18 protein-coding genes are annotated in these 19244 nt (G+C 53.9%); 10 read left to right on the top strand and 8 right to left on the bottom strand.

Annotation, left to right across the window (positions count from 1 at the left end):
- The first annotated feature begins 2 nt into the window (after positions 1-2).
- Both pcp and nei read left to right on the top strand, forming a co-directional pair.
- Complete coding sequence (gene pcp / locus HVZ39_RS17615) at positions 3-647, top strand: pyroglutamyl-peptidase I (RefSeq protein WP_019076289.1); 645 nt, start codon at positions 3-5, stop codon at positions 645-647.
- 14 nt (positions 648-661) lie between these two features.
- Positions 662-1453, top strand: a complete 792-nt coding sequence (gene nei, locus HVZ39_RS17610; protein ID WP_181632770.1) for an endonuclease VIII — start codon at positions 662-664, stop codon at positions 1451-1453.
- Here nei and HVZ39_RS17605 read toward each other — a convergent pair.
- The gene (locus HVZ39_RS17605) at positions 1450-2496 is read right to left on the bottom strand and encodes an AbrB family transcriptional regulator (protein ID WP_181632769.1); all 1047 of its coding nucleotides are present in this window, start codon (positions 2494-2496) and stop codon (positions 1450-1452) included. The two genes, nei and HVZ39_RS17605, sit on opposite strands and share 4 nt — an antisense overlap.
- 174 nt (positions 2497-2670) lie before the next feature.
- Positions 2671-3954, bottom strand: a complete 1284-nt coding sequence (locus HVZ39_RS17600) for a citrate synthase (RefSeq protein ID WP_016152281.1) — start codon at positions 3952-3954, stop codon at positions 2671-2673.
- 697 nt (positions 3955-4651) lie between these two features.
- On the opposite strand from HVZ39_RS17600, the gene sdhC reads away from it, so the two are divergent.
- The 8 genes from sdhC to sucD all read left to right on the top strand — a co-directional run bounded on the left by sdhC (position 4652) and on the right by sucD (position 14296).
- Complete coding sequence (gene sdhC / locus HVZ39_RS17595) at positions 4652-5056, top strand: succinate dehydrogenase cytochrome b556 subunit (RefSeq protein ID WP_016152282.1); 405 nt, start codon at positions 4652-4654, stop codon at positions 5054-5056.
- Positions 5050-5397 carry a succinate dehydrogenase membrane anchor subunit gene (gene sdhD, locus HVZ39_RS17590; RefSeq protein WP_005122550.1) on the top strand — a complete coding sequence of 116 codons (348 nt, stop codon included), beginning with the start codon at positions 5050-5052 and terminating at the stop codon, positions 5395-5397. Before sdhC ends, sdhD begins: the two co-directional genes overlap by 7 nt.
- The gene (gene sdhA / locus HVZ39_RS17585) at positions 5397-7163 is read left to right on the top strand and encodes a succinate dehydrogenase flavoprotein subunit (protein ID WP_003022919.1); all 1767 of its coding nucleotides are present in this window, start codon (positions 5397-5399) and stop codon (positions 7161-7163) included. The genes sdhD and sdhA overlap by 1 nt, the downstream gene beginning before the upstream one ends.
- A 15-nt stretch (positions 7164-7178) precedes the next feature.
- The gene (gene sdhB, locus HVZ39_RS17580) at positions 7179-7895 is read left to right on the top strand and encodes a succinate dehydrogenase iron-sulfur subunit SdhB (RefSeq protein ID WP_003022921.1); all 717 of its coding nucleotides are present in this window, start codon (positions 7179-7181) and stop codon (positions 7893-7895) included.
- 235 nt (positions 7896-8130) lie between these two features.
- Positions 8131-10932, top strand: a complete 2802-nt coding sequence (gene sucA / locus HVZ39_RS17575; RefSeq protein WP_016152283.1) for a 2-oxoglutarate dehydrogenase E1 component — start codon at positions 8131-8133, stop codon at positions 10930-10932.
- Between the two features lie 14 nt (positions 10933-10946).
- Positions 10947-12170 (top strand): 2-oxoglutarate dehydrogenase complex dihydrolipoyllysine-residue succinyltransferase, encoded by a 1224-nt coding sequence (odhB, locus tag HVZ39_RS17570; protein WP_016156001.1) that lies wholly within the window; start codon positions 10947-10949, stop codon positions 12168-12170.
- Between the two features lie 90 nt (positions 12171-12260).
- On the top strand, positions 12261-13427 hold the full coding sequence (gene sucC, locus HVZ39_RS17565; protein WP_003022927.1) for an ADP-forming succinate--CoA ligase subunit beta: 1167 nt from the start codon (positions 12261-12263) through the stop codon (positions 13425-13427).
- Entirely contained in the window at positions 13427-14296 is an 870-nt protein-coding gene (gene sucD, locus HVZ39_RS17560; RefSeq protein WP_181632768.1) for a succinate--CoA ligase subunit alpha, read from the top strand. The genes sucC and sucD overlap by 1 nt, the downstream gene beginning before the upstream one ends.
- 94 nt (positions 14297-14390) lie before the next feature.
- Here sucD and HVZ39_RS17555 read toward each other — a convergent pair whose 3' ends face one another.
- The 6 genes from HVZ39_RS17555 to HVZ39_RS17530 are packed head-to-tail and all read right to left on the bottom strand — an operon-like array spanning position 14391 to position 19238.
- Positions 14391-15044, bottom strand: coding sequence for an aspartate/glutamate racemase family protein (locus tag HVZ39_RS17555; RefSeq protein WP_181632767.1), 654 nt, complete (start codon positions 15042-15044; stop codon positions 14391-14393).
- Positions 15041-15460: a heme-binding protein gene (locus HVZ39_RS17550; RefSeq protein ID WP_016152289.1), complete on the bottom strand. Its 420-nt coding sequence runs from the start codon at positions 15458-15460 to the stop codon at positions 15041-15043. Before HVZ39_RS17550 ends, HVZ39_RS17555 begins: the two co-directional genes overlap by 4 nt.
- A gap of 5 nt (positions 15461-15465) precedes the next feature.
- Positions 15466-16812, bottom strand: a complete 1347-nt coding sequence (locus tag HVZ39_RS17545) for a bile acid:sodium symporter family protein (protein ID WP_047359475.1) — start codon at positions 16810-16812, stop codon at positions 15466-15468.
- Positions 16813-16833: 21 nt separating this feature from the next.
- Positions 16834-17646 carry a 3-keto-5-aminohexanoate cleavage protein gene (locus HVZ39_RS17540; protein WP_181632766.1) on the bottom strand — a complete coding sequence of 271 codons (813 nt, stop codon included), beginning with the start codon at positions 17644-17646 and terminating at the stop codon, positions 16834-16836.
- A 28-nt stretch (positions 17647-17674) separates the two neighbouring features.
- Complete coding sequence (locus HVZ39_RS17535; RefSeq protein WP_181632765.1) at positions 17675-18451, bottom strand: TIM barrel protein; 777 nt, start codon at positions 18449-18451, stop codon at positions 17675-17677.
- The gene (locus HVZ39_RS17530) at positions 18432-19238 is read right to left on the bottom strand and encodes a DeoR/GlpR family DNA-binding transcription regulator (RefSeq protein ID WP_046274719.1); all 807 of its coding nucleotides are present in this window, start codon (positions 19236-19238) and stop codon (positions 18432-18434) included. The genes HVZ39_RS17535 and HVZ39_RS17530 overlap by 20 nt, the downstream gene beginning before the upstream one ends.
- Positions 19239-19244 lie beyond the last annotated feature (6 nt).

Genomic DNA, 19244 nt, shown 5'->3' with positions numbered 1-19244 from the left:
GGATGAAAACAGTACTCATCACGGGATTTGAACCCTTTGGCGGCGAGTCAGTTAACCCTTCCTGGGAAGTGGTCTCGGGCCTCGACAATGCTATCATCGGCGGATGCCGCGTCGTTGCCCGCCAACTGCCGTGCGTCTTTGGCGAGTCTCTTGCCGTACTCAATGGTGCGATTGACGCGCTGTCGCCATCACTGGTGCTGGCTGTGGGGCAGGCGGGTGGGCGCGCGGATGTCACCGTGGAGCGCGTGGCGATCAACGTTGACGATGCGCGTATTGCGGATAATCAGGGTCAACAGCCGGTAGATGTGCCGATTGTGGCCGATGGTCCGGCGGCGTGGTTTAGTTCGTTGCCGATCAAAGCGATGGTTGTTGCCATGCGCAACGCGGGAATTCCGGCTTCGGTTTCCCAGACCGCGGGCACTTTCGTGTGTAACCACGTGATGTATGGCCTGCTGCATAAACTACGTGACGTTCCGGCGGTGAAGGGAGGATTTATTCATATCCCTTATTTGCCGCAACAGGCTGCACAGCACCCCGGGGCGCCAAGTATGGCAGCGGACACGGTGCGCCGGGCGCTGGAAGTTGCGATTGCCACCGCGTTGCAGGTGGAGAGTGATATCGCAGTGACGGGCGGTGCAACACATTAAAAAAGGACAGTATTATGCCTGAAGGCCCGGAGATCCGCCGCGCGGCGGATAACCTGGAGGCGGCAGTCAAAGGCAAACCCCTGACCGATGTCTGGTTTGCCTTTGAGCAGCTAAAACCGTATCAATCTCAACTGATTGGGCAGAGTGTTACCCAGCTTGAAACGCGGGGTAAAGCATTGCTGACCCATTTTTCTAATGGATTGACGCTGTACAGCCACAATCAGCTCTATGGCGTGTGGCGAGTAGTGGATACCGGAAAAATACCGCAGACTTCGCGGGTTCTGCGTGTCAGGTTGCAAACACACGACAAAACTATTCTGCTCTATAGCGCCTCTGATATCGACATGCTGACGCCGAAACAGCTCGCTACCCACCCGTTCCTGCAACGGGTTGGGCCGGACGTCCTGGATTTACGTTTAACGCCCGATGACGTGAAAGCGCGTCTGTTATCCCCGCGTTTTCGCAATCGCCAGTTTTCTGGCCTGCTGTTGGACCAGGCGTTTCTGGCGGGATTAGGTAACTACCTGCGGGTAGAGATTCTCTGGCAGGTAGGGCTGACCGGGCAGCATAAAGCGTCGACGCTCGGAGATGAACAGTTGGATGCGCTGGCGCATGCGCTGCTTGATATTCCTCGTTTGTCCTATAACACCCGCGGGCTGGTGGATGAGAATAAACATCACGGCGCGCTGTTTCGCTTTAAGGTCTTTCACCGGGATGGTGAAGCCTGTGAGCGCTGTGGCGGAATCATCGAAAAAACGACGCTCTCTTCACGACCCTTTTACTGGTGTCCAGGATGTCAGCACTAAGCGGGATGCTTTGGCGCGTGTAGCGAAATAAACCGCGCCACCGCCGGGCCAGTCAATAAAATACTGAATAGCCGTAGGGTTTGCATCGCCATGATCAGCGCCATATCGGCGTGGCTCCCCGCGGCAATCGCCGCAACAGAATCCACGCCGCCTGGACTGGTCGCCAGATAGGCGGTAAGAAAATCTATCTGCATGTAATGCGCCAGTCCCCAGGCCATAGCGGCGCAGATCGCCATCAGTGAAAAAATGGACAAGAGGATTTGCGGTAAGGGGCGCAACGCCATTAAAAAGATCTGCTTGTCAAAACCCAGGCCAATTTGCCAGCCGATGGCCATATAGGCAATCGCCAGCAGCCATTCCGGCAGTTCGATCACCATCACGCCACCGGCATTCAGCAATGCGCCTGCCAACATCGGTAGCAACATGACGCCAGAGGGGATACGCAATAGACGCCCGGCCGTACCGGCAACGGCGGCCAGCGCCAGGGTACTGAACAGATTGCTGCTCAGCGGCGGAAACCAGACGATTTGCTCACTGACCGTTTGGGCCTGGTCGCCCATCATCACTCGGGTGACCAGTGCCGCCGCACCAACCACCAACAGTACGCGCAGATACTGCATAAACGCCACCAGCCGGATGTCGGCACCATATTCCTGCGCCATCGCCACCATTGCCGCCGCACCGCCAGGTGACGAGCCCCATGCACCGGTGTTTCCCGGTATGTTACTGTAGCGAACCAGCAGCCAGCCGATTACCGCGCTGCTCATAAGGGTCGCCAGCAGGATGATAATCACCATCGGCCAGTGGGCCGTAAGGGTCGTTAAGATTGAGCCAGTCAGGTTTTGGGCAATCATGCAGCCGAGAATCGCCTGCGCGCCAAGAAATGTGCAGCGGGGAGGGTGCAGTGAGATGCCGCGCATACTGAATATGATGCCGACGATCATCGAACCGAGCAGCAGCGGTCCTGGAAGGTGTATAAACAAAAAGAACAGGGAAAGAAGGAGCGATAGCAGAAACAACAGGCTCCACTGCAAAACAGGCATCCCATGCTCCTGAGTGAAATGACGGAAATCTCAGTAAATCATAGAGAAAGCATGATGAGAATAAAATAATATGCATCAAAAAAAACAGGTCGGATTCTGGCTTCAATGCCTTGTCCGACCCGGGAGAATTAATGGCTGTAAGCCGGACAGGCGCTGGCGCCATCCGGCAGACAATTAACGCTTAATATCAGACTTAAAATCGCGCTTATCGTAGCCGGTGTACAGCTGACGCGGACGAGCGATTTTCATGCCGTCGGTGTGCATTTCGTTCCAGTGTGCAATCCAGCCCACGGTACGCGCCATGGCGAAGATAACGGTGAACATGGAGGACGGAATACCCATCGCCTTCAGGATGATGCCGGAGTAGAAATCTACGTTCGGGTAGAGTTTCTTCTCGATGAAGTACGGGTCGTTGAGCGCAATGTGTTCAAGTTCCATCGCCACTTCCAGCAGATCATCTTTGGTGCCCAGTTCTTTCAGTACTTCATGGCAGGTTTCACGCATGACGGTGGCGCGCGGGTCATAGTTTTTATAAACACGGTGACCAAAGCCCATCAGGCGGAAGGAATCATTCTTGTCTTTCGCGCGGCGAACAAATTCCGGAATGTGTTTAACAGAGCTGATTTCTTCCAGCATTTTCAGCGCAGCTTCGTTTGCGCCGCCGTGTGCTGGTCCCCACAGGGAAGCAATACCGGCCGCGATGCAGGCAAACGGGTTAGCGCCAGAAGAACCGGCGGTACGAACGGTAGAGGTTGAGGCGTTCTGTTCGTGGTCAGCGTGCAGGATCAAGATACGGTCCATTGCGCGTTCCAGAATCGGATTCACTTCGTATTTTTCGCACGGCGTGGAGAACATCATGTTCAGGAAGTTACCGGCGTAGGAGAGGTCATTACGCGGGTACACGAACGGCTGCCCGATGGAATATTTGTAGCACATCGCTGCCATGGTCGGCATTTTGGACAGCAAACGGAAAGCGGCGATTTCACGGTGACGCGGATTATTCACATCCAGCGAGTCGTGGTAGAACGCAGCCAGCGCCCCGGTAACACCACACATAACGGCCATCGGGTGAGAGTCGCGGCGGAAACCGTGGAACAGGCGGGTGATCTGCTCGTGGATCATGGTATGGCGAGTGACTGTGGTTTTGAACTCGTCGTACTCCTCCTGCGTCGGTTTTTCGCCGTACAGCAGGATATAACACACTTCCAGATAGTTTGACTCGGTCGCCAACTGATCAATCGGGAAGCCGCGATGCAGCAAAATACCTTCGTCACCGTCGATGAAAGTAATTTTGGATTCGCAGGATGCGGTAGAGGTGAAACCTGGGTCAAAAGTAAACATCCCTTTTGAGCCAAGACTACGAATATCAATAACATCTTGACCGAGCGTACCTTTCAGCACATCCAGTTCAATAGCAGAGTCACCATTTAGAGTGATTTTTGCTTTAGTATCAGCCATTTACGGTCTCCTTAGCGCCTTATTGCTTAAGACTGCTGGAACTCACATTTGCCTTCGTACATCAATGAACCGTTACCAGTTTGTTATTTGGCTCGCCGCTCTGCGAAAGAGGGGATAACCTGGGTACAGAGCTATGGGCGCTTGCAGGTAAAACGGTCTTTTCATGGCGAATAAACTGCAAATCAAGAACTTAGCAATCCGAATTATTAAACCTGTCTATCACTAATAACTGTCCTGACTGTATTGGTCAATACTTCCACACTGTTACATAACTAAATGTCCGGTGAAAGAGTGACCCCATAACTTTTACGCATTATATGCTTTTTCTGGTGTCGTTTGTAACAACTTTGTTTAATGATTGTCAAATTAGATGGTTAAAAATTAAAATAATGTTGTTATCGTGACCTATGTCACTGTTCGGGATAAAACCCGACAAACTATATGTAGGTTAATTGTAATGATTTTGTGAACGTCCTATACTGCCGCCAGGTCTCCGGAATACCCTGCAATCCCGAGCCAACCAGCGTTGTAACGTGTCGTTTTAGCATCTGGAAGCAGTGTTTTATATGACGCGTAGTTATAGTAAGGACGCTGTCTGACCCGCACGCAGACCGGAGGAAGGAAATCCCGTCGTCTTTCAGGCTACAGGTGTCTTCATCTTCTGTACCCGAAGTCCAAAGGGAATAATAAGAACAGCATGTGGGCGTTATTCATGATAAGAAATGTGAAAAAACAAAGACCTGTCAATCTGGATCTACAAACGATCCGGTTCCCAATCACGGCGATAGCGTCCATTCTCCATCGCGTATCCGGAGTGATCACCTTCGTGGCGGTCGGGATTCTGTTGTGGTTATTGGGTACCAGCCTTTCCTCCCCTGAAGGTTTCCTCGCGGCGTCATCCATTATGAATAACTTCTTTGTGGAGTTAATTCTGTGGGGGATCCTGATTGCGCTGGCATATCACGCCGTAATGGGCATTCGCCATCTGTTGATGGATTTTGGCTATATCGAAGAAACCCTCGAAGCAGGGACACGTTCCGCCAAAATTTGTTTCGTTATCATTGTCGTGCTTTCACTTCTCGCAGGAGTCCTCGTATGGTAAGCAACGCCTCCGCATTAGGACGCAACGGCGTACATGACTTCATTCTGGTCCGTGCTACCGCTATCGTTCTGACGTTATACATCATCTATATGGTCGGCTTCTTCGCCACCAGCGGCGAACTGACGTTTGAAGTCTGGACCGGTTTCTTCTCATCGGCATTCACCAAAGTCTTCACCCTGCTGGCTCTTTTCTCCATCTTGATTCATGCCTGGATCGGCATGTGGCAGGTGTTGACCGACTACGTTAAACCGCTGGCCGTGCGCCTGATTCTGCAACTGGCTATCGTCGTTGCGCTGGTGGTTTACGTCATTTATGGATTTGTTGTGGTGTGGGGTGTGTAATGAAACTGCCAGTCAGAGAATTTGATGCTGTTGTGATTGGTGCCGGCGGCGCAGGTATGCGCGCGGCGCTGCAAATTTCCCAGAGCGGTCAGACCTGTGCGCTGCTCTCCAAAGTGTTCCCAACCCGTTCCCATACCGTATCTGCGCAAGGTGGCATCACCGTTGCGCTCGGTAATACCCATGAAGATAACTGGGAATGGCACATGTACGACACCGTAAAAGGGTCGGACTACATTGGTGACCAGGACGCTATTGAATATATGTGTAAAACCGGTCCGGAAGCGATTCTGGAGCTGGACCACATGGGGCTGCCGTTCTCTCGCCTCGATAATGGCACAATTTATCAACGTCCGTTTGGCGGCCAGTCGAAGAATTTCGGCGGCGAGCAGGCGGCACGTACCGCGGCAGCGGCAGACCGTACCGGCCATGCGCTGTTGCACACGCTGTATCAGCAGAACCTGAAAAACCACACCACTATCTTCTCCGAGTGGTACGCGCTGGATCTGGTCAAAAATGCCGATGGCGCGATTGTTGGTTGTACCGCGCTGTGTATTGAAACCGGTGAAGTGGTTTACTTCAAAGCTCGCGCAACCGTGCTGGCGACCGGCGGTGCTGGCCGTATTTATCAGTCCACCACCAACGCCCACATCAACACCGGTGACGGCGTCGGTATGGCTATCCGCGCTGGCGTGCCGGTGCAGGATATGGAGATGTGGCAGTTCCACCCAACCGGTATCGCTGGCGCGGGTGTTCTGGTAACAGAAGGCTGTCGTGGTGAAGGTGGCTATCTGCTGAACAAACACGGTGAGCGCTTCATGGAGCGTTATGCCCCGAATGCGAAAGACCTGGCGGGTCGTGACGTGGTGGCGCGTTCCATCATGATCGAAATCCGCGAAGGTCGCGGCTGCGACGGTCCGTGGGGGCCGCACGCCAAACTGAAACTCGACCACCTGGGTAAAGAAGTGCTGGAGTCCCGTCTGCCGGGTATTCTCGAACTGTCCCGTACCTTTGCTCACGTTGACCCGGTGAAAGAGCCGATCCCGGTTATCCCAACCTGCCACTATATGATGGGCGGTATTCCGACCAAAGTCACCGGCCAGGCGCTGACCGTGAATGAGCAGGGCGAAGATGTGGTGATCCCAGGGCTGTTTGCCGTCGGTGAAATCGCCTGCGTATCGGTTCACGGTGCTAACCGTTTGGGCGGCAACTCACTGCTTGACCTGGTGGTATTTGGTCGTGCTGTGGGTCTGCATCTGCAGGAATCTATCGCAGAGCAGGGTGACCTGCTGGATGCAACCGAAGATGAAATCGACGCTTCTCTGGCGCGTCTGAATCGCTGGAACGGTAACCGTAACGGTGAAGACCCGGTGGCAATTCGTAAAGCGCTGCAAGAATGTATGCAGCATAACTTCTCGGTATTCCGCGAAGGCGATGCGATGGCGAAGGGCCTGGAAGAGCTGAAAGCGATTCGCGAACGCTTGAAAAATGCCCGTCTGGACGATACCTCCAGTGAGTTCAACACCCAGCGCGTTGAGTGTCTGGAGTTGGATAACCTGATGGAGACCGCGTACGCCACTGCAGTATCTGCAAACTTCCGTACCGAAAGCCGTGGCGCGCATAGCCGCTTCGACTTCCCGGAACGTGATGACGAAAACTGGCTGTGCCATTCCCTGTACCTGCCAGAGTCGGAATCCATGACGCGACGTCAAGTCAATATGGAACCGAAGCTGCGCCCGGCATTCCCGCCGAAGATTCGTACTTATTAATGCGGAGACAGGACAATGAAACTCGAGTTTTCAGTTTATCGCTATAACCCGGATGTTGACGACGCTCCGCGCATGCAGGATTACACCCTGGAGGCGGAAGAAGGGCGCGACATGATGCTGCTGGATGCGTTGATGCAGCTGAAAGAAAAAGATCCGTCGCTGTCGTTTCGTCGCTCATGCCGTGAAGGGGTTTGCGGCTCCGACGGTCTGAACATGAACGGCAAAAATGGACTGGCCTGTATCACACCTATTTCTGCGCTGAATCAGCCGGGCAAGAAAATTGTCATTCGCCCGCTGCCAGGTTTACCGGTTGTGCGCGATTTGGTGGTAGACATGGGGCAATTCTACGCACAGTATGAGAAGATTAAGCCTTACTTGTTGAATAATGGGAAAAATCCTCCGGCTCGTGAGCATTTACAAATGCCAGAGCAGCGTGAGAAGCTCGATGGGCTGTATGAATGTATTTTGTGTGCATGCTGCTCAACGTCCTGCCCATCATTCTGGTGGAACCCGGACAAGTTTATTGGCCCGGCAGGCCTGTTGGCCGCGTATCGCTTCTTAATTGATAGCCGCGATACCGAGACCGACAGCCGTCTGGAAGGTTTAAGTGACGCTTTCAGCGTATTCCGCTGTCATAGCATCATGAACTGCGTCAGCGTATGTCCTAAAGGGCTGAATCCGACGCGCGCCATCGGTCATATTAAGTCGATGCTGCTCAAACGTAGTGCATAAGTAGTTGTAGTTGCCGGGGAAGAGATTCCCCGGCCGTGCAGGGAAACCTCTAAAAACTGCCACATTGATAGCAATAATCGCAGCCTGAACGACGACGATTATTAGACAGTTTTTAAAGGTTCCTTAGCGGACGCAGATGACACGACAGTCCGCAACAAGTGAACCCCGGCACGCACATCGGTGTGCGTGGTAGTATCCACGGCGAAATAAGCATACAAATGCTTAAGGGATCACGATGCAGAACAGCGCTTTGAAAGCCTGGTTGGACTCTTCTTACCTCTCTGGTTCTAACCAGAGCTGGATAGAACAGCTCTATGAAGACTTCTTAACCGACCCTGACTCGGTAGATGCTAACTGGCGTTCGACGTTCCAGCAGTTACCTGGTACCGGAGTCAAACCGGATCAACTCCACTCAAAAACACGTGATTATTTCCGTCGACAGGCGTTGATTACCCCACGTTACTCTTCTTCTATTTCCGACCCTGATGCCAATGTGAAGCAGGTTAAAGTCCTGCAGCTCATTAACGCCTATCGTTTCCGCGGTCATCAACATGCGAATCTCGATCCGCTGGGACTGTGGCAGCAAGAAAATGTGGCCGATCTGGATCCCTCCTTCCACGATCTGACCGATGCGGATTTCCAGGAAAGCTTTAACGTGGGTTCTTTTGCCGGTGGCAAAGACACGATGAAGCTGAGCGACCTGGTTGTCGCGCTGAAACAAACCTACTGCGGCCCGATTGGCGCCGAGTATATGCACATCACCAGCACCGAAGAAAAACGCTGGCTTCAGCAGCGTATCGAGTCTGGTCGTACTGCGTTCAGTAGTGAAGAGAAGAAACGCTTCCTCAGCGAACTGACCGCAGCGGAAGGTCTGGAACGCTACCTGGGCGCGAAATTCCCGGGCGCGAAACGCTTCTCGCTGGAAGGCGGTGATGCGTTAATCCCAATGCTCAAAGAGATGATCCGCCACGCCGGTAACAGCGGTACCCGTGAAGTGGTACTGGGTATGGCGCACCGTGGTCGTCTGAACGTCCTGGTTAACGTGCTGGGTAAAAAGCCGCAGGATCTATTCGACGAATTTGCGGGCAAACATAAAGAACACCTCGGCACCGGTGACGTGAAGTACCACATGGGCTTCTCATCGGATATCGAAACCGAAGGCGGTCTGGTGCATCTGGCGCTGGCGTTTAACCCGTCGCACCTGGAAATCGTTAGCCCGGTGGTTATCGGTTCCGTACGTGCACGCTTGGATCGTCTGGACGAGCCGAGCAGCAATAAAGTGCTGCCAATCACTATTCATGGTGATGCGGCAGTAACCGGGCAAGGCGTGGTTCAGGAAACCCTGAACATGTCGAAAGCGCGTGGTTACGAAGTGGGCGGTACCGTTCGCATCGTTATCAACAACCAGGTGGGCTTCACCACCTCTAACCCGCTAGATGCACGTTCTACACCGTACTGCACCGACATCGGTAAGATGGTTCAGGCGCCGATTTTCCACGTGAACGCGGATGACCCGGAAGCGGTCGCTTTCGTAACGCGTCTGGCACTGGATTTCCGTAATACCTTTAAACGCGATGTCTTTATCGATCTGGTGTGCTACCGCCGTCACGGCCACAACGAAGCCGACGAGCCAAGCGCAACCCAGCCGCTGATGTATCAGAAAATCAAAAAGCATCCGACCCCGCGCAAAATCTACGCTGACAAGCTGGAAGCGGACAACGTCGCTACGCTGGAAGATGCGACCGAAATGGTCAATCTGTATCGTGACGCGCTGGACGCAGGCGAATGCGTGGTGAAAGAGTGGCGTCCAATGAATATGCACTCCTTCACCTGGTCGCCGTACCTCAACCACGAATGGGATGAAAACTACCCGAACAAAGTTGAGATGAAGCGTCTGCAGGAGCTGGCAAAACGCATCAGCACCGTGCCTGAAGCGGTGGAAATGCAGTCGCGTGTTGCCAAAATTTACGGCGACCGTCAGGCCATGGCCGCAGGCGAGAAGCTGTTCGACTGGGGTGGCGCAGAGAATTTGGCTTACGCCACGCTGGTTGATGAAGGTATTCCGGTACGTCTGTCGGGTGAAGACTCTGGCCGTGGAACCTTCTTCCACCGTCATGCGGTGATTCATAACCAGGCGAATGGTTCAACGTACACTCCGCTGCAGCATGTGCATAACGGGCAGGGCACGTTCCGCGTATGGGACTCCGTGCTGTCTGAAGAAGCGGTGCTGGCATTCGAGTACGGTTATGCCACGGCAGAACCGCGCACCCTGACTATCTGGGAAGCGCAGTTCGGTGACTTCGCCAACGGTGCGCAGGTGGTTATCGACCAGTTCATCTCTTCCGGCGAGCAGAAATGGGGCCGTATGTGCGGTCTGGTTATGCTGCTGCCACACGGCTATGAAGGTCAGGGTCCGGAGCACTCTTCCGCGCGTCTGGAACGTTATCTGCAACTTTGCGCTGAGCAAAACATGCAGGTTTGCGTCCCGTCTACCCCGGCACAGGTTTACCACATGCTGCGTCGTCAGGCGCTGCGCGGAATGCGTCGTCCGCTGGTAGTGATGTCACCGAAGTCGCTGCTGCGTCATCCGCTGGCGGTGTCCACGCTGGACGAACTGGCAAATGGCACCTTCCTGCCAGCCATTGGCGAAGTAGATGAACTTGATCCTAAAGGCGTTAAGCGTGTCGTGATGTGTTCTGGTAAGGTTTATTACGACCTGCTGGAGCAACGCCGCAAGAACGACCAAAAAGATGTCGCCATTGTGCGTATCGAACAGCTCTATCCGTTCCCGCATAAAGCGGTGCAGGAAGCGCTGAAACCGTTTGCTCATGTACATGATTTTGTCTGGTGCCAGGAAGAGCCGCTCAACCAGGGCGCATGGTACTGCAGCCAGCATCATTTCCGTGAAGTAATTCCATTTGGGTCAGCTCTGCGTTATGCAGGTCGCCCGGCCTCTGCCTCTCCGGCAGTAGGATATATGTCCGTTCACCAGAAGCAGCAACAAGATCTGGTTAATGACGCGCTGAACGTCGATTAAATAAAGGATAAATAATGAGTAGCGTAGATATTCTTGTTCCCGACCTGCCTGAATCCGTAGCGGATGCAACGGTTGCAACCTGGCACAAAAAACCGGGCGATGCAGTACGTCGTGATGAAGTACTGGTAGAAATCGAAACTGACAAAGTGGTACTGGAAGTACCGGCATCAGCGGACGGTATTCTTGATGCGGTTCTGGAAGATGAAGGGACAACCGTCACTTCTCGCCAGATCCTCGGTCGCCTGCGTGAAGGCAATAGCTCTGGCAAAGAGACCAGCGCCAAGTCTGAAGAGAAAGATTCTACTCCGGCACAACGCCAGCAGGCGTCTCTTGCTGAACAGAACAACGATGCCCTGAGCCCGGCGATCCGTCGCCTGCTGGGTGAGCATAATCTCGAAGCCAGCGCCATCAATGGCACCGGCGTCGGTGGTCGTATCACGCGTGAAGATGTTGAAAAGCATCTGGCCAAAGCGCCGGCTGCGAAAGCAGAAGCCAAAGCGCCGGCCGCCGCGCCTGCACCACAGGCTCAACTGGGCGCTCGTGGCGAAAAACGTGTTCCGATGACCCGTCTACGCAAACGCGTAGCTGAGCGTCTGCTGGAAGCGAAAAACTCCACCGCCATGCTGACCACGTTCAACGAAGTCAACATGAAGCCAATCATGGATCTGCGTAAGCAGTACGGTGACGCGTTCGAGAAACGTCACGGTATCCGTCTGGGCTTTATGTCTTTCTACGTGAAAGCGGTTGTTGAAGCGCTGAAACGCTATCCGGAAGTGAACGCGTCCATCGACGGTGATGACGTGGTTTACCACAACTACTTTGATGTCAGCATGGCGGTCTCCACGCCGCGTGGCCTGGTCACGCCGGTCCTGCGTGATGTGGATCTGCTGGGTATGGCTGACATCGAGAAAAATATTAAAGAGCTGGCAGTTAAAGGTCGCGACGGCAAGCTGACGGTCGACGATCTGACGGGCGGTAACTTCACCATCACTAACGGTGGCGTGTTCGGTTCCCTGATGTCTACCCCGATCATCAACCCACCGCAGAGCGCCATCCTGGGTATGCATGCCATCAAAGATCGTCCGATGGCCGTAGACGGCAAGGTTGAAATCCTGCCGATGATGTATCTGGCGCTGTCTTATGACCACCGTTTGATCGATGGTCGTGAGTCAGTAGGCTTCCTGGTAACCATTAAAGAGTTGCTGGAAGATCCGACGCGTCTGCTGCTGGACGTGTAGTAAATAAGAGTATCACCTGCCCCGTAGGTCTGGAGGCTTATCAGGCCTACGGGTAAAAGATAACGATTACCTGAAGGATGGACAGAACACATGAACTTACATGAATATCAGGCAAAACAACTTTTTGCCCGCTATGGCTTACCGGCACCGGTGGGTTATGCCTGTACTACTCCGCGTGAAGCTGAAGAAGCTGCATCTAAAATCGGCGCAGGCCCGTGGGTAGTGAAATGTCAGGTTCACGCTGGTGGCCGTGGTAAAGCGGGCGGTGTGAAGGTTGTGAACAGCAAAGAAGACATTCGCGCTTTTGCTGAACACTGGCTGGGTAAACGTCTGGTCACTTACCAGACAGACGCCCATGGTCAACCGGTAAATCAGATTCTGGTTGAAGCAGCGACCGACATTGGTAAAGAACTTTACCTCGGCGCAGTTGTTGACCGTAGTTCCCGTCGCGTGGTCTTCATGGCCTCTACCGAAGGCGGCGTGGAAATTGAAAAAGTGGCGGAAGAAACGCCGCACCTGATCCACAAAGTAGCGCTCGATCCGCTGGCCGGTCCGATGCCTTATCAGGGTCGTGAACTGGCGTTCAAACTGGGTCTGGAAGGTAAACAGGTTCAGCAGTTCACCAAGATCTTCATGGGTCTGGCGACTATCTTCCTTGAGCGCGATCTGGCGCTGATCGAAATCAACCCGCTGGTGGTGACCAAGCAGGGTGATCTGATCTGCCTCGACGGCAAACTGGGCGCTGACGGTAACGCGCTGTTCCGCCAGGCTGACCTGCGTGAAATGCGCGACCAGTCTCAGGAAGATCCGCGTGAAGCACAGGCTGCACAGTGGGAACTGAACTACGTCGCTCTGGACGGCAACATCGGTTGTATGGTTAACGGCGCGGGCCTGGCAATGGGCACCATGGACATCGTTAAACTGCACGGCGGCGAACCGGCTAACTTCCTCGACGTTGGCGGCGGTGCGACCAAAGAACGTGTAACCGAAGCGTTCAAAATTATCCTCTCTGACGACAATGTTAAAGCCGTACTGGTTAACATCTTCGGCGGTATCGTACGCTGCGACCTGATCGCGGACGGTATCATCGGCGCGGTAGCAGAAGTGGGCGTTAACGTTCCGGTCGTGGTACGTCTTGAAGGTAACAACGCTGAACTCGGCGCGAAAAAATTGGCTGATAGCGGCCTGAATATTATTGCAGCGAAAAGTCTGACGGATGCAGCTCAGCAGGTTGTTGCCGCAGTGGAGGGGAAATAATGTCAGTTTTAATTAATAAAGATACCAAGGTTATCTGCCAGGGCTTCACCGGTAGCCAGGGGACATTCCACTCTGAACAAGCGATTGCTTACGGTACGCAAATGGTCGGCGGCGTTACGCCGGGCAAAGGCGGCACCACGCATCTGGGTCTGCCGGTGTTCAACACCGTACGTGAAGCGGTAGAAGCGACCGGCGCAAACGCCACCGTTATCTACGTTCCGGCTCCGTTCTGCAAAGACTCCATCCTGGAAGCTATCGATGCAGGCATCAAGCTTATCATCACCATCACCGAAGGTATCCCAACGCTGGATATGCTGACTGTGAAAGTGAAGCTGGATGAAGCTGGCGTGCGCATGATTGGCCCGAACTGCCCAGGTGTTATCACCCCTGGTGAATGTAAAATCGGCATCATGCCGGGCCATATTCACAAGCCTGGTAAAGTCGGTATCGTTTCTCGTTCCGGTACGCTGACCTATGAAGCGGTTAAGCAGACCACCGACTATGGTTTTGGTCAGTCTACCTGTGTGGGTATCGGCGGCGACCCGATCCCTGGCTCTAACTTCATCGATATCCTGAAGCTGTTCCAGGAAGATCCGCAGACTGAAGCGATCGTCATGATCGGTGAGATCGGCGGTAGCGCGGAAGAAGAAGCAGCGGCGTACATTAAAGATCATGTGACCAAGCCGGTTGTGGGTTACATCGCGGGTGTGACGGCGCCGAAAGGTAAACGTATGGGTCATGCTGGTGCGATCATCGCAGGTGGTAAAGGTACGGCGGATGAGAAATTCGCTGCGCTGGAAGCCGCTGGCGTGAAAACCGTTCGTAGCCTGGCCGATATCGGCGAAGCGCTGAAAACAGTGATTAAGTAAGAAAAAAAACAGCCCTGACTCTCTGCATAGTCAAGGGCTGGTCCCGTTTCGACATGGTTGGCCATCTGATGATGGCCTTTTTTTGGCCTGTAATTCAGCTTTCAGCCAGTGTTTTCAACCAGCGAATTCCGCTTTCCGGCGAGGTCATTACCGGCACCGACGGGGAAGGGAGCTGCTGTAAAACGCGCGCCATCGAGGCCTGCGCCAGCATCACAACATCTGCCTGGGTAAAGGCGCTCTGTAACCCTTCACTGACGATACGGTCATGAGTATCCATGTCTCCCGCCAGCAGCGCGTGGAATGCCTCCTCCATTAATATAGGCGTGATGGTTCGCGATTTACCGCTCTGCTGCACTTTGCGCTGTACGTAATCCAGCGTTGGCTTCAGCGTGGTTGCCACGGTCGCCAGTACGGCGATCCGCTCACCTTTTTCAATCGCCTCTTCCACCATTGCGCAATCAATGCGTGCGAGCTGCAGTGGGGTCATAAACTGGCATTGCTCCACCGCAGTACCAATTGAGGAGCAGGCGGTAATAAAGATATCGCAGTCCGCCTTTTCGGCAATATGTACATAATCGGCGATGCGGGCGGCAATATTGGGCGTCACGCCCTGGGCCTTCATTACCTGCTTGATCATGGATTCTTCCACCAGGTGCATGACTTCAACATCCGGCATGATGTCGGCAATCAGCTGTTGCATCATCGTAAGCGTGGCGGCACTGGTATGCAGCATGGCGACCTTTTTCATTGGGCAATCTCCTTAAGTAACGTTTCCGCGACGGCCAGCGCCGCATCATGATCTTCCTGCGCGGATAAACCGCCTACCGCGACGGCCCCAAGGCATTTTCCTTGGTGCAGAATCGGGATCCCGCCCGGCAGCGCCGTAAACAGCGGGTCGGCAAAATAACCAATATCCAGTTGCTCTTTCTGCAGTCGCTGTAAAAATGCCTGCGTGGTACAGCCCAGGCGGCTACTGGTGCGTGCTTTGCGCTGGGTTAACTCGATGGTTAACAGTTTGGCGTTATCCATCCGCGCAAAGCTGAGTAGTTCGCCATTGGCGTCGCATACGGCCACGCTTAACGGGCGTTTTGCGTAACATGTTTCGGCAAGGTCGAGCGCAGAGGCCACGGCGCGCAGGGCATGCCCCAGAGTGAGAGTTGTCATCGTGATTATCCTTTTGACAGATTTTCGCAAGCGGGTTGAACGGGATCTTTGGCTGCGGCGGCCTGCGCCTGTTTGGCGTCTTTCTTGCGCCAGTAGTTCGCGAGCAGCGAGCCGCTGACGTTGCCAAGCGGAGTCATCACCGCCGAGGCCAGGCCAACCGTTGCCAGTTTGCCCATCGCTGCGGCAAGCCCGGACGCCATGCCGCCGTTTTGCAGGCCGACTTCAAAGGCTACGGTGCGGGCAGACTGTACGTCCATGCGGAAGATCCAGCGGCTCATCAGATAGCCAATCAGGAAGCCGCCGAGGTTATGCATCAACATGGCGAAGCAGAGCAGGAAGCCGACCTGCACCAGATTCTCGCGCCCGGCTGCGGCTGCGGTGGTCGTAAAGAAAATGATCCCCATCATTGAGATGGTCGGCATGATTTTCTTCACGCCCGCCACGCGGCCATACAGCCAGTTGTAGAACAATGCCCAGACGAGACCGCCTGCCACGAAGTTGAGCACCACCGCGTACATTTGCGCGTCGGCGCTGGCGTGACCAAACAGCGCGTCCCAGCCGCCAGCAATCATATACAGCAGCCAAAGAGCGCCGATCCCGGCCAGCATCTGGACGACACGGCGTCCTCGCACGCCCGCATAGGTTTTCAGATAGTCATGCAGAATTGCCGCGCCGATGGGGATTAATACGATTTTCACCACATCCATTACCATCGCGGTGAGCTGGATATCGATCATCGACCCCGCCAGCAGATTAACCCACAGCGGCGTCATCACCGTCGCCGCCAGCGTTGAGACTGCGGCGATCGAGACCGCCAGCGCCAGGTTGGCGTTCGCGATATAGACCATGACGGTAGAGGAGAGTCCGCTTGGGCAGGCGCCAATCAGCAGAATCCCGACCGCTACCTCAGGCGGAAAGTTAAAGATAAGCGTAATGCTCAGGCCGAGCAGAGGCATGATAACGAAGTGGCAGAAGGTGCCAATAAACACCGCCCACGGCATTTTGGCGACGTCAATAAAATCCTGGATCGTTAGCTTAGTGCCCATGCTAAACATGGTGGCCTGAATGACGAGGAATACGATCCATTTATGGGTGATATTGAAACCGCCCCAGACGATCAGATCCGTAGACCAGGTCATGGCGGCGACAAACCCGGCGATGATCCATAGCGTAAACTGATAGCTGCGTAGACCCGGCCAGTAGCCTGCACCGGCGGCGAATCCGGCGGTGAACATCACCAGCCCGGGCTGCCAGAGCGCCGCGGACTGGATTAGCGCACCGATAATCGCTAGCGCCGCGCCCGCAACGCTGACGCCGAGTCCGGTTTTGTGAATAACAGTGGTCATAGTCATGTTGAAATGTCCTTGCTGTTGTTATTGCTGCCGGGATGGAATAGATAACATGTGCCGCGCAATTTCTGGCGTGGCGACTTTTTTATCCATGCTGCGAATGAGCGTGGCGAGTTTGGCAACCTGCTGGTAATTATGCTGTGCTTTTTCTTCAGCGCTTAAATAATAGCTATCCTCAAAGCCGATTCGTACTTCACTGGCCCCCATGCCGACGGCGGCGGCAATAATATCGAAGTTCTTTCTGCCAAAATGAGTAATACCCCATAAGGCATCGCGCGGGATCATGCTACGCAGAGCAATTAAAGCGTCAATGGTTGCTGGCGTACTGCCGCGATGGCCGAGGACGATATTAAAGAGCATGGGTTTTTGGAATTTTATTTTATCTTCAAGGTTCAGGATGTTATTAATCATGCCAATTTCAAAAACTTCAAACTCGGGAATAATATTGTGCTCGACAATTTGCCGGGAGCAATATTCCACGTCCGGACTGGGATTAAAGTACACCGCATCTCCGAGGTTGACGGAACCGACGTTCAGCGAAGCCATCTCTACGCCGGGGCAGGAGAGTGGCGCGCAGCGTTCGGCGATGGACATTGAAGAGACGCCGCCGGTAGATGCCTGAATAATCAGGTCTGAATGGCGCATGACGCTATCAATGGTCGCCTGAAAATCGGTGGTATCCGGCGTCAGGCGACCCTGTTTATCGCGAACGTGTAAATGCACGATGGACGCGCCATGCTCTACGCTGGCGAGTATTTCCTGCGCCAGTTCTGCGGGTATAACTCTGGGGCAATCCGCGGCAACGGGTGCCAGCGAAATAATAACAGTATCCGACATATTTTCCTCCGGTACAGAGATATTTAAATTATAGGTAAGGCTTTATCCAGTTTAATGAGTCGGGCCCTGATGTTGATGGTTGATATTCACAGCCAATCCAGCCCTGGTAATTCATTTTTCTAATAAAATCGAATAGCCATGTTTCATTTAATTCACCTGTTCCCGGTTCATGGCGATAGGGGACAGAAGCAATTTGAAAATGTTTAATTAAGGTGAAGTAGCGTTCAATATTTTTTGCCACATTGCCATGAATTTTCTGACAGTGGTAAATATCAAACTGTAAACCGATATTTTTCTTGCCAACCTCTTGAATAATAGATTCGGCCAACGGAAAGTTGTCAATAAAATAACCGGGCATATCCTGAGAATTTAACGGTTCAATCAGCACATCGATTTCCGCTTCAGCCATCATATCGCAGGCGATACGCAGCCGGTTGGTCAGGAGAGTGCGCTGAGCGTGAAGCGTCAGATCGTCGCAGCGCGAACCGGCCATAATGTGAACCCGACGACAGCCCAGCGCCGTGGCGTAATCACGCGCCACGTTGAGGCTATGGTGAAATTCCGGGTCTCGACCGGGCTGCGCGGCCAGTCCCCGCTCACCTTGTGCCCAGTTACCCGCCGGTGCGTTCATCAGCACCACCGGCAGGGATGTTTCCCGCTGTGCAGCGTGCAAATGCGCCAGCGGGTGCTGCCAGAGAAATAGCCCTTCAACGCCGCGAAAACCAGCCGCCTGCGCCGCCGCAAATCGCGCCGCTATTGGTAAATCTGTAAACAACCAGTCGAGGTTAGCCGCTAACTTCAGCATGGCGCGCACCCTCCCGGTTATCAACCAGATGCAGCTTAACGCCCTGGCTGGCAAGAGTTTGCTGGGCGTTTTCCGGTAACCGGTTATCAGAAATAATGTCGGTTAACTGTTCCAGCCCACAGATATGGAACATGCCGTATTTGCCAAACTTACTGCTGTCGCAGACCAGCACCCGACGCCGGGAAACGGTGAGTACCGCTTCTTTAACCGAGGCTTTCCCTTCGCTCGGCGTCGACATGCCGCGTTCGGTATCCCACGATGAGGAGCTCAGAAACGCCACGTCAATATTAATGGTGCGCAGAAAACTGGCGGCGCTTTTTCCAAGGCATGAGCGGTTACGCTGATCCACCAGACCACCGGTGTGATAGAGCGTGATGTGCGGCATATCCATCAGATAGTGGCTGATGGAAAAATCGTTGGTTACTACCGTCAGATTGAAACAATGGCTGGCGGCGACCGCTTTCGCCACTTCAAACAACGACGTTCCGGCATCCAGATACAGCGTTTGTCCGGGCTCAATGAGCATGGCGGCGAGCTGGCCCATTTTACGTTTCACGTCATGATTCAACTCGGCTTTTTCCCGCCATGGCAGCTCGGATTTCAGCAGGTTATTGAGCTTCACTCCGCCGTTAATGGCGATAACTTTGCCTTCTTCTTCCAGCAACTGGATGTCGCGACGCACGGTCATATGCGATACGCTCATCAAATCTGCCAGTTCATTAAATGAGGCGGCATTTTTTTCGTGCACGTAGCGGTAGATAAAATCACGTCGTTGCTCGGGGATCATTATGTC

The sequence above is a fragment of the Citrobacter sp. RHB35-C21 genome (assembly GCF_013816515.1).
GTDB classification, from domain to species: Bacteria; Pseudomonadota; Gammaproteobacteria; order Enterobacterales; family Enterobacteriaceae; genus Citrobacter; species Citrobacter braakii.
Note: the sequence above shows the minus strand (reverse complement) of the source record. Positions and strands in the feature narration are given on the sequence as shown.

Coding starts and splice junctions, on each gene's coding strand:
- odhB (WP_016156001.1), top strand. CDS start 10,947: ATGAGTAGCGTAGATATTCTTGTTCCCGACCTGCCTGAATCCGTAGCG.
- sucC (WP_003022927.1), top strand. CDS start 12,261: ATGAACTTACATGAATATCAGGCAAAACAACTTTTTGCCCGCTATGGC.
- sucD (WP_181632768.1), top strand. CDS start 13,427: ATGTCAGTTTTAATTAATAAAGATACCAAGGTTATCTGCCAGGGCTTC.
- sdhC (WP_016152282.1), top strand. CDS start 4,652: ATGTGGGCGTTATTCATGATAAGAAATGTGAAAAAACAAAGACCTGTC.
- HVZ39_RS17605 (WP_181632769.1), bottom strand. CDS start 2,496: ATGCCTGTTTTGCAGTGGAGCCTGTTGTTTCTGCTATCGCTCCTTCTT.
- HVZ39_RS17535 (WP_181632765.1), bottom strand. CDS start 18,451: ATGCTGAAGTTAGCGGCTAACCTCGACTGGTTGTTTACAGATTTACCA.
- HVZ39_RS17555 (WP_181632767.1), bottom strand. CDS start 15,044: ATGAAAAAGGTCGCCATGCTGCATACCAGTGCCGCCACGCTTACGATG.
- sdhD (WP_005122550.1), top strand. CDS start 5,050: ATGGTAAGCAACGCCTCCGCATTAGGACGCAACGGCGTACATGACTTC.
- HVZ39_RS17550 (WP_016152289.1), bottom strand. CDS start 15,460: ATGACAACTCTCACTCTGGGGCATGCCCTGCGCGCCGTGGCCTCTGCG.
- HVZ39_RS17600 (WP_016152281.1), bottom strand. CDS start 3,954: ATGGCTGATACTAAAGCAAAAATCACTCTAAATGGTGACTCTGCTATT.
- pcp (WP_019076289.1), top strand. CDS start 3: ATGAAAACAGTACTCATCACGGGATTTGAACCCTTTGGCGGCGAGTCA.
- nei (WP_181632770.1), top strand. CDS start 662: ATGCCTGAAGGCCCGGAGATCCGCCGCGCGGCGGATAACCTGGAGGCG.
- HVZ39_RS17530 (WP_046274719.1), bottom strand. CDS start 19,238: ATGATCCCCGAGCAACGACGTGATTTTATCTACCGCTACGTGCACGAA.
- sdhB (WP_003022921.1), top strand. CDS start 7,179: ATGAAACTCGAGTTTTCAGTTTATCGCTATAACCCGGATGTTGACGAC.
- sdhA (WP_003022919.1), top strand. CDS start 5,397: ATGAAACTGCCAGTCAGAGAATTTGATGCTGTTGTGATTGGTGCCGGC.
- HVZ39_RS17540 (WP_181632766.1), bottom strand. CDS start 17,646: ATGTCGGATACTGTTATTATTTCGCTGGCACCCGTTGCCGCGGATTGC.
- HVZ39_RS17545 (WP_047359475.1), bottom strand. CDS start 16,812: ATGACTATGACCACTGTTATTCACAAAACCGGACTCGGCGTCAGCGTT.
- sucA (WP_016152283.1), top strand. CDS start 8,131: ATGCAGAACAGCGCTTTGAAAGCCTGGTTGGACTCTTCTTACCTCTCT.